Below are 11,688 nucleotides of genomic sequence, written 5' to 3' on the forward strand. Positions count from 1 at the left end.
CGCTTAGTCGATCGCCGCCATCTGCGCGCGCACCTTGGCGAGTGCCTTGTCGACCTCACGCAGCGCCTTTGTGCGAATGTTGCCGGTCAGCCCCCGGTCCTCTGCCAGGCTCGCGCGCGTCCTTGCGAGATCAGCCATCGCTGAGCGCAGTGCCGACTGGTTTTCGCGCTGCGCTTCCTGCTGCTCGCGCATCGCTTCACGCTTGGCCTCCATCGCCTCGCGCTGCGCCTCCTTCTGCGCCTCCATGGCCTCGCGCTGCGCTTCCATGCTGGCGCGCAGACCCTCGCGGCGTGCTTCCAACGCGGCCTGCATCGCCTCGCGCCGCGCCTCGCGTGCCTCGTTCAGCGCTTCGCGGCGCTCGTTCGCGGCATAACCCTCGCTTCCGCCATCACAGACTACCACCGCGCGTGCATTGCCCGAGCGGCTGACGATCGCCGCGCCCTCGTCACAGCCGCCGCGGCTGACACTTACCGCCGCCGGGATCGCCGGCGGCGCGGGTGTGGCAGGCGGTGCGCGGCCGTCGCTCGGCACCGGCGGCACCGGGGGGACCGGCGGCACTGGCGTGACCGGCACCGGATGCGCCGCCACATAAGCCGCGGCCTCGTCGCCGCTCAGCACGGTTGCGCGACCATTCTCGACGATCGTCACCCGGTGCGTTGTGCGGACGCGCGTGATCGGCGCCATCACCTCGGCAAAGGTGCGATCGAACGAGTCGAGCGGCACGCCCGTCACCTGTTCGACCCCGGCGCGCACGCGCGCGGCCGCCGGCATCCCCGACGCAGTCAGCACCAACCCTGCGCCTGCGAGCGCCGTGATCGCCGCGCCGCCCGCTGCCACCCGCCGACCCGATACACGCCCGCGCGCCAGCATCCGCAGCCGCCCTTTCAGGTCGTTGATCGTGTTCAGGTGACACGCCGGGGTCAGCGCGCGACCATGCGCCGCCTTCACGATCGCACAACCGTAGGCATGGCGCTGCGCGGCACCCGCGCGGGCGAGCACGCCGGCGTCGTTCGCCATTTCCTGATCGGCGCGAAAGGCGCGGAACGCGATCCAGGCGACCGGATTGAACCAGTGCAGCGCCAGCAGCGCGAGCGCGACCCAATTCGCCCACAGGTCACCGCGGCGATGATGCCCGATCTCGTGCGCCAGCGCGAGTTCGCGTTCCTGCGCGTCGTACCGCTCGGCAAAGTCGCGCGGGAACGCGACGACGCGGCGGATCAACCCGAAGGCGAGCGGCCCGCTCGCACCCGCACTTTCCACCACCTCGACCGAGCCGACCCGCGTCACCGCCTCGGCACTGCGCAGCACCCGTGCGCGAAAGCGCAGATATTGCACGAGTTGGAAACCCAGGATCGCGACGGCACCCGCGACCCATAGCAGCGCCACCCACGGCATCGCGCCACCCGTCGGCGCGGTCGGCGTTGCGATCGCCGCGACGTCGACCGGTACGACCGGGGTGATCAGCACGGCAGCGCGCTCGCTCACGTCGCTGATCGGCGCGGCGGTCATCGGGCTCCACCCGGTCGGCAGCGGCGGCAGCAGGAGCCGCAGCACCGGCAGGAGCCACAGCAGATACGCCATCTCGGCACCAAAGGCGCGCCGCACCGGTCCACGCAGCGCCAGCACCAGCAGCATCAGCGCGGTCGAGGCGACCAGCGCCTCCACGGCCAGCGCGATCATTGTTTCAACGCCTTGAGCAACGCCTCGATCTCGGCGATGTCCTGGCGCGACAGTTCGTCACGCTCGGCCAGATGCGCGACGAGCGGGGTCAGCTTGCCGCCGAACAGCCGGTCGATCAGCTTGCGCGATTCGCCCGCGACATAATCCTCGCGCGCGACCGCGGGCGAGTAGAGGTAGCGTCGCCCGTCGACCTCGTGCTGCACCGCGCCTTTGCCGAGCAAACGCCCGAGCAACGTCTTGACGGTGGCGGCGCTCCACGCGCGGTTGGGATCGACGCGCTCGGTCACGTCCTGCGCGGTGAGCGGGCTTTCATCCCACAACACCTCCATCACCGCGTGTTCGGCATCACTGATCCGCTCGGCCATCGGCGCCATCCTTGTTCCGCTTACAGATGTAGTCTTGTTGCACTGACTACAATTGTTGTCAACGGAGCGGGGAAAGTGTCGACCGGCTTTACACCTGACCGCCCCGGCCGACGTGGCTTAACCATTTCGGGTCAGGAAAACCGCGGCTTGGACAGTTTGGCACGCATGGTGCGAGCTATGTCGCGCTACCGAGCGCATCGACGCTTCAGCTGGGCGGGCCGCCGCTTTCTCGATCTCGCGGCGCCCGTCCAACCCGGTCTTCCCCGCGATTTTGCCCCTGAGTCGCACGCGCGCACCCGAGCGTCGGTGGACGGGCGCCGTCGCAGCAGCGCCCGCCGTTCAATCATCTTATTGCGCGGCAGCCTTGCCCGCGAACAGCTCGGCCAACTCGCCGCTCTCGTACATTTCCATCATGATGTCCGAGCCGCCGACGAACTCGCCATTCACGTACAGTTGCGGGATCGTCGGCCAGTCCGAATAGGCCTTGATGCCTTGGCGGATACCCTGATCCTGCAGCACGTCGACGCTCTCGAACTCGACGCCCAGCCGCTCCAGGATCGCGATCGCGCGGCTGGAAAAGCCGCACTGAGGGAACAGCGGCGTGCCCTTCATGAACAACACGACGGGGTTGTTCTTCACCACGGCGTCGATGCGGGCGTTGGTGTCGTCGGTCATGGTTTCTGTGATCCTGTTCAAAGGGCTATCGGCCCGATCCCGCTTACTTCGGTACGGCCGTGGTTAGCTGCAAGGCGTGGAGCACGCCGCCCATCCGGCCGCCGAGCGCGGCATAGACTGCCTGATGCTGGCGCACGCGCGGCATGCCGGCGAACGATGCGCTGGTCACGCGCGCCGACCAGTGATCCTTGTCGCCCGCCAGATCGGTCATCTCGACCTCTGCATCGGGGATGCCGGCGCGGATCAGCGCCGCGATTTCCTCACCTTCCATCGGCATCGCGCCTACTCCGCCTTGAGGAGCTGACGACGCGCCTCGATCGTTTCCTGCGTCAGTGCCTGGCGCACCGCCGCCTCGTCGATCTCGACCCCCGCCGCGGTCAGATCGCCCAGCAGCTTGCGCACCACGTCCTCGTCGCCCGCTTCCTCGAAATCAGCCTGCACGACCGACTTGGCGTAAGCGTCCGTCTCCTCGGGCGTCAGCTTCATCAGCGCCGCGGCCCATTGCCCGACCAAGCGGTTGCGCCGCGCAGTGACGCGAAAGGCCATTTCCTCGTCGCGCGAAAACTGGTTCTCGAACCCGCGCTCGCGGTCGTCGAAGGTGGTCATGGCAGCTCCCGTTGCTCGTGTCCGCGGAAATAGAACGCGCCGCCCGCACAAGCAACGGGGCTACCCCGCCTGGCCGATCGCTCAGTCGGCGACGCGCACGACCAGTTTGCCGATCGCGGCGCGCGCCGCCATCTTCGCGATCGCCTCCCCGCCGCGCTCGAACGGGAAGACCTCGGTCACGCGCGGTGCAATCCGCCCGTCCTTCCACAGGTCGAACAAGCGCTGGATGTTGGCGCGGTTGGCCTCAGGGTCGCGCGCCGCGAACGCACCCCAGAACACGCCGCACACGTCGCAGCTCTTGAGCAGCGTCAGGTTGAGCGGCAGCTTCGGGATGCCCGCGGGGAAACCGATGACGAGGTAGCGCCCTTCCCAGCCGATCGAGCGCAGCGCCGGCTCGGCATAGTCGCCGCCCACCGCGTCGTAGATCAGCTGGTATCCGGCCTTGCCGCCCTTGTCCTTGAACTGTTCGGCGAGCGCCTTCGACTCGTCCTTTCCGAACGGCCCGCGACCGTAGATGATGACCTCGTCGGCGCCCGCGTCGCGCACCGCCTGCGCCTTTTCCTCGCTCGACACCGCCCCGACCACGCGCGCGCCGAACGCCTTTCCGAGCTCCACCGCAGCCAGCCCGACCCCGCCCGCAGCACCCAGCACCAGCAGGTTGTCGCCTTCCCTGATGTGCCCGCGATCGACCAGCGCGTGGATCGTCGTGCCGTAGGTCAGCAGCAGCGCGGCGGCTTCCTCGAAACTGCGCTCTTCAGGGATCGGGTAGAGCGCGGCTTCCTTGAACAACAACCGCTCCGAAAGCCCGCCCATGCCGGTGTTGCCCATGACGCGGTCACCGACCTTCAGCTGTGTCACGCCCTCGCCGACCTGCTCGACCACGCCCGACACCTCGCCGCCCGGCGCGAACGGGCGCGGCGGCTTGAACTGGTACTTGTCCTCGATCACCAGCACGTCGGGATAGTTGATCGCGCACGCCTTGACCGCGATCACGACTTCGCCCGCGCCCGGCGTCGGATCGGGCAGCTCGCCGATCTCCAGAGTTTCAGGTCCGCCCGGCGCCCTCGACAGCAATGCCCGCATTTCCGCTCCTTTGCTCTATCCAGGGGCGCTGCTGCTGCATCGCCTCCTCGAATTTCGAAATCGCGGTATCCTTTGCCAGTGTCAGCCCGACCTCGTCCAGCCCTTCCATCAGGCAGCGCCGGCGAAAGGGATCGAGCGCGAAGGTGAAGCGATCCTGGAACGGCGTCGTGACCGTCATCGTCTCCAGATCGACCGTGACCGGCTGATCCTCGGCCACCACGAGCAAACGGTCGATCGCCTCCTGCGGCAGCACGACCGCGACGATCCCGTTCTTGAACGCGTTGCCCGAGAAGATATCGGAAAAGCTCGGCGCGATCACCGCGCGCACGCCCATGTCGGCAAGCGCCCAGGCGGCATGCTCGCGACTGGAGCCGCAGCCGAAATTGTCGCCCGCGATCAGGATCGGGCTACCGGCATAGCGGTGATCGTCGAAGATGTTGCTCGGTTGCGCGCGTACGGTCTCGAATGCGCCGCGCCCCAGCCCCGACCGCTTGATCGTCTTGAGCCAGTGCGCGGGGATGATGACGTCAGTGTCGACGTTCTTCTGCCCCCAGGGATAAGCGCTCCCCGAAACGCGCGTCACCGGCTCCATCGTGTCAGCGCGCGGGCTTCGCGGGTCGTGCAAGCGCAGGCCCCGCGTGCGTCTTCGCCACCGCCGCATAGGCCGCAACGCCGCTCACCGCCGCACCCGCGACGAGGAATGCAAGAACCATCTTCATGGAAAGACCCCGTTTGTGTTCTCTCAGATCAGCTCGCGCACGTCGGTCAACCGACCGCTGACCGCCGCCGCCGCTGCCATCGCCGGCGATAGCAGATGCGTGCGCGCGCCGGGACCCTGCCGCCCGACGAAATTTCGATTCGACGTCGACGCGCAGCGCTCGCCCGGCGGCACCTTGTCGGGGTTCATCGCCAGGCACATCGAACATCCCGGCTCGCGCCATTCGAACCCGGCCTCGGTAAAGATCCGGTCGAGCCCCTCGGCCTCCGCCTGTCGCTTGACCAGCCCCGATCCGGGCACGACCATCGCGCGCACGCCGTCCGCCACGCGGCGGCCGGTGGCGACATGCGCTGCGGCGCGCAGATCCTCGATCCGGCTGTTGGTGCAACTGCCGATAAAGACGTGCTGCACCGCGACATCCTGCATCCGCGTGCCCGGCACGAGCCCCATATAATCGAGCGACTTGCGCGCCGCGGCCTGCTTCGACGGATCGGCGAAGCTCTCAGGCGCGGGCACGACGCCGGTGATCGGCACCACGTCCTCCGGGCTGGTGCCCCAGGTGAGCGCGGGCGCGATGTCGCTCGCGGACAGCGTCACCGTGCAATCGTAGCGCGCGCCCGCATCGCTCGGCAGCGTGCGCCACCATTCGACGGCGCGGTCCCAGTCGTCCCCTTTCGGCGCCATCGCGCGGCCCTTCAGATAGGCGAAGGTCGTCTCGTCCGGCGCGATCATGCCGGCGCGCGCACCGCCCTCGATGCTCATGTTGGCGATCGTCAGCCGTCCCTCGACCGACAGGCTGCGGATCACCTCGCCGGTGAACTCGATCACATAGCCGGTGCCACCCGCCGCGCCGATCCGCCCGATGATCGCGAGCACGACGTCCTTCGCCGACACGCCGAAGCCGAGTGTGCCGTCGACGCGCACCTCCATCGTCTTCGACGGCGACAGGATCAGTGTCTGCGTGGCGAGCACATGCTCGACCTCACTCGTACCGATCCCAAACGCAAGCGCGCCGAGCGCACCATGGGCGGAAGTATGACTGTCGCCGCAAACGACAGTGGTGCCGGGCAGCGTGAAGCCCTGTTCCGGCCCTACAACGTGGACGATCCCCTGCTCGGCGGCGAGCGCATCGATGTACGGCACGCCGAACTCGGCCACGTTGCCGCGCAGCGCGCCGAGCTGCTCCGCGCTCTCGACATCCGCGATCGGCAGCTCGCGCCCGGCGGCATCAACGCGCGCGGTGGTCGGCAGATTGTGGTCGGGCACTGCCAGCGTCAGGTCGGGCCGACGCACGCGGCGCCCTGCGCTGCGCAGCCCCTCAAATGCCTGCGGGCTGGTGACTTCGTGGACGAGGTGACGGTCGATGTAGATCAGGCAGGAGCCGTCGTCGCGACGCTCCACGACATGGGCGTCCCAAACCTTCTCGTACAAGGTGCGCGGTTGGTGTGACATCGCGCGCGCCTTAACCGTGATCGCCGGCAGGTGAAAGGAAAGAATGCCGAAGCAGCAGTATTCGTTTCTTTATTTCACGGTAGGCTCACCCCGCCCCGTCGCCGCATCGATAAAGGAGACGCTCTCCTCCAGCACCGGCGCCAGTCGTCGGAACGGCACCGATAGCGCCATGACGACATTCTCATGGCTGAGCCCGTCGTGCTCGACCAGCTTGGCGCGCCCGCCCGCCGCCTTCACGCGCTCGAACAGGTGATAAGCATTGTACGGCCGCACCTGCGTGTCGCGGCTGCTGGTGACGAGCAACAGCGGCGGCGCATCGGCGCGCGCGAAGCTGATCGGCTGCGTCGCCCTTGGGTCAGTGACCCCCAGCATCGCCGCGCGCGAACGCGGCTTGTCGAACGGGTAAAAATCGTACGGTCCGCTCAGCCCCACGGCTGCCTTGACGATCGCCGGGTCGACCCCCTCCGCGCGTAGCCAGCGGCGATCGAGCGCCAGCATCACCGCATTGTACGCGCCCGCCGAATGCCCCGCGAGCGCGACCCGAGCCGGATCGCCGCCGTAATCGGCCACGTGGTCGCGTACCCAGTGCACCGCCGCCGCGCCGTCCTGAACAAAGGCGGGGAAACGCACCATGGGCACCTTGCGGTAATCGGGCACGACGACGACGAACCCGGCACGCGCGAACGCGCGGGCGGCAAAGGCGTAGCTGCGCCGATCCCCGTTCGCCCATCCGCCGCCGTAGATGAACACGACCACCGGCCGCTTGCCCGACGCCGTCGCAGCCGGGCGCCAGACGTCGAGCGTCTGCCTGTCACGCCCGAACGGCACCGCGTCGCCGACCAGCTCGACCCCGTGCCCGCCGCCCGTCGCGGCGTCGAGCCAGCTCAACACGCGCGGCGCGGGCACGAACAGGTAGATCGCTGCCGCCGCTAGGGTCAGCGCGGCAACGCTCCCGACCAGCCAGCGCCAGATCACCGCCGCGCGCCTCGGGTCAGGCGACGTAATGCGCCGTCGTCTTGGCCGCGACCTCGTCCGCGCTGATGCCGGGCGCCAGCTCGATCAGCCGGAACGGCGACTGGTGGTCGGGGCGTTGGAACACCGCCAGATCGGTCACGATCATGTCGACCACGTTCCGCCCCGTCAGCGGCAGCGAACACGCCGGAATGAACTTGGGGCTGCCGTCCTTGGAGGTATGCTCCATCACGACGATGATCTTCTTGACGCCCGCGACGAGGTCCATCGCGCCGCCCATGCCCTTGATCATCTTGCCCGGGATCATCCAGTTGGCGATGTCGCCGTTCTCCGCCACCTCCATCGCGCCCAGCACGGTCAGGTCGATATGCCCGCCGCGGATCATCGCGAAGCTCTGCTCCGATCCGAAATAGGCCGATTGCGGCAGCTCGCTGATCGTCTGTTTCCCTGCGTTGATCAGGTCGGCATCCTCCTCGCCCTCGTACGGGAAGGGGCCGATGCCGAGCATCCCGTTCTCCGACTGGAGCGTCACGGTCATGCCGTCGGGAATGTTGTTGGCGACGAGCGTCGGGATACCAATGCCCAGATTGACGTAGAAGCCGTCCTGCAGCTCCTTCGCCGCGCGCGCGGCCATGCCGTTGCGATCCCAGCCCGCCACATCAGCCCTCTTCGGGTCAGCCATCATTTCACTCCTTGGGGCTCGGGAGCCGATTGGGTGGTCCAGCGGCGCGCCGCGGGAAAGGTGTCGTCCCAGCCCGAGCCGAGCCCGGTGCCGTAGACGGGATTGGGCAGGATGAACCACCCCGCACCCCAGCGCGCGACGAGGCGGCTGGTGCTCGGCAGCAGGCGGCGGCCCGAGGCGGGCGCGGGTCCGGGCGGGTTGAAGAAATCGGCGAAATCGCCGAGCTGGTCGCCCATCTGCGCCAGCACACAGTAATGCGCGGCGATCGCCTGCCGCCGGCCGTCCTTGCCCGACTTGCCGTCAACGTCGCCCTTCAGCCACAAGGTCGTGCCGTGCTCGAACGTGCCGAGGCCCGCATCGGCGAGCGCGCGCGCGGTATCGGCGGCGTTCGCCACGCTACGGTTGGTGTTGATCACCACCGTAACGCCGGCGGCGCGCAACTGCCGGAACGCGGCCACTGCGCCCGGCACCGCGACGAGCTTGTCCGCCCCGCCACGCTCCCACGCGTCCCAGCGCTTGGCATCATACGGCTGGCCGGTCTGCGCGTCGTTATATTCGTACCCGAGGTTCAGGACGGTGGTCTCGTCCATGTCGAGCACCACCGCGGGCGGCAGCGCGCCGCACGACACCGGCTGCGGCATCGCGGCAGTCGACCCCGCCGCCAGCACCGCCGACGCGGTCGCCGGCCAGCGCGGCAGCGTCCCGCCCGCGCGCTGGTGGGGCAGCCGCCCACGCGCGTCGCGCGCGCGGTCGAGCAGTGCGCGGACGTAGCCGAGCATGCCGTTATACGCCTGCTCGCTCAGCGCATCCGCCTCGGCCGAGCCGTAGAGATACGCCATGCCGGGCGGCGGGCCGGTGTCGATGATCGGCATGTGCTCGATCGGACCAGCACGCGGCGCAGGAGCCGTCGCGCACCCCGCCAGCGTAGTCGCGGCCGCCAGTACGCCGATCAGCGCGGAGCGCACCGCGTCAGACCTCGCTGCCTGCCGCCGCCGCGCTCGCTTCGGGCCGCGGACGCGTCAGGCGGAACTCGATCTTCTTGTCGTAGGGCGCGCCGACGATCATTCGCTTCACGTAGATGCCGGGCAGGTGGATGTGATCGGGGTCGAGCGTACCGACCGGCACCACTTCCTCCACCTCGGCGACGCAGACGCGCCCCGCGGTCGCCATCGGCTGGTTGAAGTTGCGCGCGGCCTTGCGAAAGATCAGGTTTCCGCTCTCGTCCGCCTTCCAACCCTTGATGATCGAGATGTCGGCGCGAATGCCGCGTTCGAGGATATAGTCTTCTCCATCGAACGACTTCACTTCCTTGCCCTCGGCCACCAGAGTGCCGACGCCCGTCTTGGTGTAGAAACCGGGGATGCCTGCGCCGCCCGCACGGCAGCGTTCGGCCAGCGTCCCTTGCGGGCAGAACTCGACCTCCAGCTCTCCGCTTAAATATTGCCGCTCAAACTCCTTGTTCTCGCCGACGTAGCTCGAGATCATCTTTTTCACCTGGCGCGTGCGCAAGAGCTTGCCGAGCCCCTCGCCGTCGATCCCGGCATTGTTGCTCGCGATCGTCAGGTCACGCGTGCCTGCGTCGCGGATCGCGTCGATCAACCGCTCGGGCACGCCGCACAGGCCGAAGCCGCCGGCGCAGATCGTCATGCCGTCGAACAACAGACCGTCCAGCGCCGCCGCCGCATCGGGGTAAAGCTTCTTCATCGCACCCGCCTCTCTCTCGCGTGGTCACTTAGCGACGCGCGGGCGAACCGGTCAACACGTCAGAAGGACCCCGGCATCACCCCCAGCGCGCGCGCCAGATCGTCGAGCGCCTGCCCCTCGCTCTCCACCTTGATCGCGGTCATGCCGAGTGCGGCCGCCGGTTTGCAGTTGATGCCCAGATCGTCGAGGTAGACACACTGGTCCGCCGCCTTCCCGAGCGTGTCGAGCATCATGCGGTAGATTTTCGGATCGGGCTTGCGCACCCCCACCTTGCTCGATTCGATCACGTGATCGAACCGCTCCAGCACCTCGGCGACCAGTGCGGCCTTCTCAGGCGAGCGCGACATGCCCGCACCCTCGCCTGTGGGCACGTTATTGGTGATGCAGCCGAGGTGATAGCCGTTCCGTTTCAGCCAATCGAGCGCGTGAACCATGCGCGGGCGGATGTCGCCCGAGAGCAGCGCCAGCACATCCTCGCCGCGGACCTCATGCCCCAACGCGCGCGCTTCCTCGGCGAAGGCGGCATCGAACCCCGCCGCATCGATCTCGGCGCGCTCGAACCTCGCCCAGGCGTTGGTGTCGGGGTCGGTCGCGTTGATGCGGCGGATCAGATCGTGCGGCAGCCCACGCTCGCGCTCCATCCGCGCGAACGCCTCGAAGGGCGACGACGTGATCACGCCGCCGAAGTCGAAGATCACCGTATCGCGCACCCGCTCGCTCCCCCTGTCCGTTAACGGGTGCTCATCGTCGCTCGGCGTACGCTTGTCCACGTGCTCAATGCTGCAGCTTCAATCCAGGTCGCGCCCAGCGCGTCTTGACCAGCCGTCCCGTGCCCGACAGCGTGATATACGCGTCCATCATGTCCGCGCCGCCAAAGGCGATATTGGTGGTGAAGATGTCGTCCGTCGCGACGAATTCGACCAACTCTCCGGCAGGCGAGACGACGCTGATCCCGCACTCGCCGATCGTCGCGACGCAGATGTTGCCCCACGCTTCCATTCCGAGCGAGTCGAAGAACTTGTACCCCGCCGGGCGATACAGCGGGATGCCCGGTCCGCCCGGCCCCGCGTCCGCCGCCACCTTGCCGGGTGCGGTGACGTTGAACTTCATCAGCCGGCAGGTGTAGGTTTCCGCGGCGTAGAGCGTGGCGCCGTCGGGCGACAGGCCGATGCCGTTGGGGTTCATCGACGGAAAGATCACCTCCTCGATGAAGCTGCCGTCCGCACGCGCGTAGAAGATCCCGACCACGTCGTGGCAGCGCGTCGCGTAATCCACCTTGCCGTGATCGGTGAACCAGAACCCGCCATGCGCGTCGAACACGATGTCGTTGGGTCCGCGCAAGCTGACCCCGTGGTCGCCGGACTTGTACAGCACTTCGACGCGACCAGTCGCGGGGTCGATCCGCTCGATCCGCCCGCCCGAATAATCCGCCGCGATACCGTGGGGCGCGAGCATTCCGTTATTCTCGACATAGTGGAAGCCGCCGTTGTTGCAGCAATACAGCATCCCGTCGGGCCCTAGCGCGAGGCCGTTGGGACCGCCGCCGGGTGTCGCCACCACCTCCTTGCGCCCGTCGGGCGTCACGCGCGTGATCCGGCCGGGCTCGATCTCGACCAGGATGACGCTGCCGTCGGGCATGACAACGGGGCCCTCGGGAAAACGCAACCCGTCCGCCACCAGCTCGAATGCCGCCATCATCCTCTCCTCTTGCTCTTTTGCCGGCGAGGATCGGGCACGACGCGGCGAAGCGC

Annotated in this window: 15 protein-coding genes; all 15 read right to left on the reverse strand. The window is 68.1% G+C overall.

Going from position 1 to position 11,688, the window contains the following annotated elements:
* Positions 1 to 3: 3 nt before the first annotated feature.
* Positions 4 to 1,680, reverse strand: coding sequence for a M56 family metallopeptidase (locus Q0579_RS10780; protein ID WP_298812030.1), 1,677 nt, complete (start codon positions 1,678 to 1,680; stop codon positions 4 to 6).
* Positions 1,677 to 2,045, reverse strand: a complete 369-nt coding sequence (locus Q0579_RS10785; protein WP_093006035.1) for a BlaI/MecI/CopY family transcriptional regulator — start codon at positions 2,043 to 2,045, stop codon at positions 1,677 to 1,679. The genes Q0579_RS10780 and Q0579_RS10785 overlap by 4 nt, the downstream gene beginning before the upstream one ends.
* Before the next feature lie 348 nt (positions 2,046 to 2,393).
* Positions 2,394 to 2,720 carry a Grx4 family monothiol glutaredoxin gene (gene grxD, locus Q0579_RS10790; protein ID WP_298812032.1) on the reverse strand — a complete coding sequence of 109 codons (327 nt, stop codon included), beginning with the start codon at positions 2,718 to 2,720 and terminating at the stop codon, positions 2,394 to 2,396.
* A 43-nt stretch (positions 2,721 to 2,763) separates the two neighbouring features.
* Positions 2,764 to 2,997 (reverse strand): BolA/IbaG family iron-sulfur metabolism protein, encoded by a 234-nt coding sequence (locus tag Q0579_RS10795; protein WP_174193615.1) that lies wholly within the window; start codon positions 2,995 to 2,997, stop codon positions 2,764 to 2,766.
* A gap of 5 nt (positions 2,998 to 3,002) precedes the next feature.
* The gene (locus Q0579_RS10800; protein WP_174193613.1) at positions 3,003 to 3,326 is read right to left on the reverse strand and encodes a DUF1476 domain-containing protein; all 324 of its coding nucleotides are present in this window, start codon (positions 3,324 to 3,326) and stop codon (positions 3,003 to 3,005) included.
* An 81-nt stretch (positions 3,327 to 3,407) separates the two neighbouring features.
* Entirely contained in the window at positions 3,408 to 4,409 is a 1,002-nt protein-coding gene (locus Q0579_RS10805; protein ID WP_298812038.1) for an NADPH:quinone oxidoreductase family protein, read from the reverse strand.
* Entirely contained in the window at positions 4,372 to 5,001 is a 630-nt protein-coding gene (gene leuD / locus Q0579_RS10810) for a 3-isopropylmalate dehydratase small subunit (protein WP_298812462.1), read from the reverse strand. Before leuD ends, Q0579_RS10805 begins: the two co-directional genes overlap by 38 nt.
* Before the next feature lie 4 nt (positions 5,002 to 5,005).
* Positions 5,006 to 5,128 carry a hypothetical protein gene (locus Q0579_RS10815; protein WP_298812039.1) on the reverse strand — a complete coding sequence of 41 codons (123 nt, stop codon included), beginning with the start codon at positions 5,126 to 5,128 and terminating at the stop codon, positions 5,006 to 5,008.
* A 23-nt stretch (positions 5,129 to 5,151) separates the two neighbouring features.
* Positions 5,152 to 6,579, reverse strand: coding sequence for a 3-isopropylmalate dehydratase large subunit (leuC, locus tag Q0579_RS10820; protein ID WP_298812040.1), 1,428 nt, complete (start codon positions 6,577 to 6,579; stop codon positions 5,152 to 5,154).
* Positions 6,580 to 6,648: 69 nt separating this feature from the next.
* Positions 6,649 to 7,554, reverse strand: coding sequence for an alpha/beta hydrolase (locus Q0579_RS10825; RefSeq protein WP_298812041.1), 906 nt, complete (start codon positions 7,552 to 7,554; stop codon positions 6,649 to 6,651).
* 16 nt (positions 7,555 to 7,570) lie between these two features.
* Positions 7,571 to 8,233 (reverse strand): 3-oxoacid CoA-transferase subunit B, encoded by a 663-nt coding sequence (locus tag Q0579_RS10830; RefSeq protein ID WP_298812043.1) that lies wholly within the window; start codon positions 8,231 to 8,233, stop codon positions 7,571 to 7,573.
* Positions 8,233 to 9,198 carry an HAD family acid phosphatase gene (locus Q0579_RS10835; protein ID WP_366522283.1) on the reverse strand — a complete coding sequence of 322 codons (966 nt, stop codon included), beginning with the start codon at positions 9,196 to 9,198 and terminating at the stop codon, positions 8,233 to 8,235. The genes Q0579_RS10830 and Q0579_RS10835 overlap by 1 nt, the downstream gene beginning before the upstream one ends.
* Positions 9,199 to 9,202: 4 nt before the next feature.
* Positions 9,203 to 9,937 (reverse strand): CoA transferase subunit A, encoded by a 735-nt coding sequence (locus Q0579_RS10840; RefSeq protein ID WP_298812044.1) that lies wholly within the window; start codon positions 9,935 to 9,937, stop codon positions 9,203 to 9,205.
* Positions 9,938 to 9,996: 59 nt separating this feature from the next.
* Positions 9,997 to 10,647: an HAD-IA family hydrolase gene (locus Q0579_RS10845; protein WP_298812045.1), complete on the reverse strand. Its 651-nt coding sequence runs from the start codon at positions 10,645 to 10,647 to the stop codon at positions 9,997 to 9,999.
* Between the two features lie 64 nt (positions 10,648 to 10,711).
* Positions 10,712 to 11,632, reverse strand: coding sequence for an SMP-30/gluconolactonase/LRE family protein (locus tag Q0579_RS10850; protein WP_298812047.1), 921 nt, complete (start codon positions 11,630 to 11,632; stop codon positions 10,712 to 10,714).
* Positions 11,633 to 11,688 lie beyond the last annotated feature (56 nt).

Origin of the sequence: uncultured Sphingomonas sp. (assembly GCF_936927845.1) — a bacterium.
Classification (GTDB): Bacteria; Pseudomonadota; Alphaproteobacteria; order Sphingomonadales; family Sphingomonadaceae; genus Sphingomonas.

What these genes read in the sequence shown, in the direction of transcription:
- Q0579_RS10780 (WP_298812030.1), bottom strand. Translation starts at nt 1,680, where the DNA reads ATGATCGCGCTGGCCGTGGAGGCGCTGGTCGCCTCGACCGCGCTGATG.
- Q0579_RS10785 (WP_093006035.1), bottom strand. Translation starts at nt 2,045, where the DNA reads ATGGCCGAGCGGATCAGTGATGCCGAACACGCGGTGATGGAGGTGTTG.
- grxD (WP_298812032.1), bottom strand. Translation starts at nt 2,720, where the DNA reads ATGACCGACGACACCAACGCCCGCATCGACGCCGTGGTGAAGAACAAC.
- Q0579_RS10795 (WP_174193615.1), bottom strand. Translation starts at nt 2,997, where the DNA reads ATGCCGATGGAAGGTGAGGAAATCGCGGCGCTGATCCGCGCCGGCATC.
- Q0579_RS10800 (WP_174193613.1), bottom strand. Translation starts at nt 3,326, where the DNA reads ATGACCACCTTCGACGACCGCGAGCGCGGGTTCGAGAACCAGTTTTCG.
- Q0579_RS10805 (WP_298812038.1), bottom strand. Translation starts at nt 4,409, where the DNA reads ATGCGGGCATTGCTGTCGAGGGCGCCGGGCGGACCTGAAACTCTGGAG.
- leuD (WP_298812462.1), bottom strand. Translation starts at nt 5,001, where the DNA reads ATGGAGCCGGTGACGCGCGTTTCGGGGAGCGCTTATCCCTGGGGGCAG.
- Q0579_RS10815 (WP_298812039.1), bottom strand. Translation starts at nt 5,128, where the DNA reads ATGAAGATGGTTCTTGCATTCCTCGTCGCGGGTGCGGCGGTGAGCGGC.
- leuC (WP_298812040.1), bottom strand. Translation starts at nt 6,579, where the DNA reads ATGTCACACCAACCGCGCACCTTGTACGAGAAGGTTTGGGACGCCCAT.
- Q0579_RS10830 (WP_298812043.1), bottom strand. Translation starts at nt 8,233, where the DNA reads ATGGCTGACCCGAAGAGGGCTGATGTGGCGGGCTGGGATCGCAACGGC.
- Q0579_RS10840 (WP_298812044.1), bottom strand. Translation starts at nt 9,937, where the DNA reads ATGAAGAAGCTTTACCCCGATGCGGCGGCGGCGCTGGACGGTCTGTTG.
- Q0579_RS10850 (WP_298812047.1), bottom strand. Translation starts at nt 11,632, where the DNA reads ATGGCGGCATTCGAGCTGGTGGCGGACGGGTTGCGTTTTCCCGAGGGC.